Annotated in this window: 3 protein-coding genes; 2 read left to right on the forward strand and 1 reads right to left on the reverse strand. The window is 64.7% G+C overall.

Annotated features, from left to right (window positions below):
• The first annotated feature begins 157 nt into the window (after positions 1-157).
• Complete coding sequence (locus AC097L_RS23360) at positions 158-823, forward strand: TetR/AcrR family transcriptional regulator (protein WP_479589132.1); 666 nt, start codon at positions 158-160, stop codon at positions 821-823.
• A gap of 68 nt (positions 824-891) precedes the next feature.
• A complete protein-coding gene (locus tag AC097L_RS23365) occupies positions 892-1,107 on the forward strand; it encodes a hypothetical protein (RefSeq protein WP_479589133.1) in 216 nt (71 codons plus the stop codon).
• A 141-nt stretch (positions 1,108-1,248) separates the two neighbouring features.
• On the opposite strand, the gene kdpE is transcribed toward AC097L_RS23365, so the two are convergent.
• On the reverse strand, positions 1,249-1,935 hold the full coding sequence (kdpE, locus tag AC097L_RS23370; protein ID WP_479589134.1) for a two-component system response regulator KdpE: 687 nt from the start codon (positions 1,933-1,935) through the stop codon (positions 1,249-1,251).
• Positions 1,936-1,991: the final 56 nt, after the last annotated feature.

Raw genomic sequence — 1,991 nt, forward strand, 5'->3', positions numbered from 1 at the left:
CCCGTCAGATCGAACTGCGTCATGTTGTCTCCTGCTGTTGTTGTGGTTCGGCCCATGCTAGAAATTCTTTTGACAGTCGTCAAGAATTTACTGGGCAAGTGTCCAGAAATTAGGGTAAACAGGGGGTATCACAGTGGATGGAAGAGGGCTGCGTGCTATGCTTTCGCTCTATATGGCCGCCGCACTCGCACCCAAAACCACGCGCATTCCCCGTACGCGGGTAGACAAGTTCGCCGAACGCCGTGCGGAGCTGGGCGAGGCCGCCCTGCACACCCTGGCCAGCCTGGGCTATGCCCGCACCAGCCTGCGTGAAATCGCCCAAAACTCCGAGTTTTCGCACGGCGTGCTGCACTACTACTTCAGCGACAAGCTGGACCTGATCGTGTGCAGCGTGCGCCAGTACAAGAGCCGCTGCGTCACCCGCTACGACCAGGTCACCCTCGACGCGCCCAGCTACCCCGCCCTGCGCGACGGGTTTGCGCAGATCCTGGGCGACACCCTGCGCGCAGAGGCCTCCATGCACCGTCTGTGGTACGACCTGCGCGCCCAGGCCCTGTTCGAGGAAGCTTTCCGCGCCGACGTGGTCGCGATCGACAAAAGCCTGGAAAACATGGTGTGGCGCGTGGTGGCCCGCTGCGCCGAGCTGGCCCAGCTGCCGCTGACCCTGTCGCCACCCGCGCTGTACGCCCTGTTCGACGGTCTGTTCCAGCAGGCCCTGCTCAAGCACCTGTCCGGCGACGAAACCGCTGTGGCCCAGATGCAAGCCGACGTGCGCCAGGCGCTGGACGGGTTTTTGACTGGGCAGGCTACGCTACTGAATTAGTAGCTGCTTGCGCTTATGGAGTGAGCGCAAGAGGCAGATTTGGCACATATTTTTTGCCCGAGGTTTCTATGCCCACCCGCCACCTTGAGCCGAGAGACCACCCGCCCCAGCTTCTGGAACACATGGCCCGTTCTGCGGGCAGCCATAACGCCTGCGAAGTTTTGCGCGAGGCCGCCCGGATCGGCATAGCCGACATCGATGCAGGTGCATTCAGCAGCTTTGACTCATCGGATGCTCTGGGCAAACACTTGGCTACGCTGGCCCATGGCGTGATTGGCCGCTGATGGCCAACAGCATGGACCTGGAACGCCACCTGCCGCCGTCTGATCGGCGGTGAAGATCGCCAGGGAAGCGCCGTTTTGCTACTAAATAAGTAGCTGCTTACGCCCATTCGATCGGCGGTGAGGGCAGATTTTGCTTAGATTTTAGGCCAGCAGCCGGTACCCCACCCCCGTCTCCGTCAGCAAATGCACCGGCTGCGCCGGGTCAGCCTCCAGCTTTTGGCGCAAATGGCCCATGTGGATGCGCAGGTAGTGGCTTTGCTGGGTGTGGGCGGGGCCCCAGACTTCGCGCAGCAGCTGGCGGTGGGTGAGCACGCGACCGGCGTTGCTGGCCAGCACGGACAGCAGGCGGTATTCGATGGGGGTGAGGTGCACCTCGGCCCCGCCCCGGCGCACCAGGCGTGCGGTGCGGTCGATCTCCACCGGGCCGAAGCGGAACACGGCTTCCTCGCTGGCCTCGGCCACGCGGGGGCGGCGCAGGTTGGCGCGCACACGGGCCAGCAGCTCGCCCACGCCGAAGGGCTTGGTCAGGTAGTCGTCGGCCCCGGCATCCAGGGCGGCGATTTTGTCGGCCTCGTCGCTGCGGGCCGACAACACGATGATGGGCACGGCCGACCAGCCGCGCACGTCGCGCAGCACGTCCAGCCCATCGCCGTCGGGCAGGCCCAGGTCGAGCACCAGCAGGTCGGGCTTGCGGGTGCCCGCCTCGGTCAGGCCCTGTTGGGCGGTGTCGGCCTCGAACACCTGCCAGCCTTCGGCCTCCAGCGCGGCGCGCACGAAGCGGCGGATGTGGGGTTCGTCTTCGATGAGAACGGCAACAGGGGTGGTCATGAAAAGCTAATACCAAACATCCGGCCCCCACCCCAGCCCTCCCCCGGGAGGGGAGG

The sequence above is a fragment of the Rhodoferax sp. RT5P35 genome, assembly GCF_056521385.1.

What these genes read in the sequence shown, in the direction of transcription:
- kdpE (WP_479589134.1), bottom strand. Translation starts at nt 1,935, where the DNA reads ATGACCACCCCTGTTGCCGTTCTCATCGAAGACGAACCCCACATCCGC.
- AC097L_RS23360 (WP_479589132.1), top strand. Translation starts at nt 158, where the DNA reads ATGCTTTCGCTCTATATGGCCGCCGCACTCGCACCCAAAACCACGCGC.
- AC097L_RS23365 (WP_479589133.1), top strand. Translation starts at nt 892, where the DNA reads ATGCCCACCCGCCACCTTGAGCCGAGAGACCACCCGCCCCAGCTTCTG.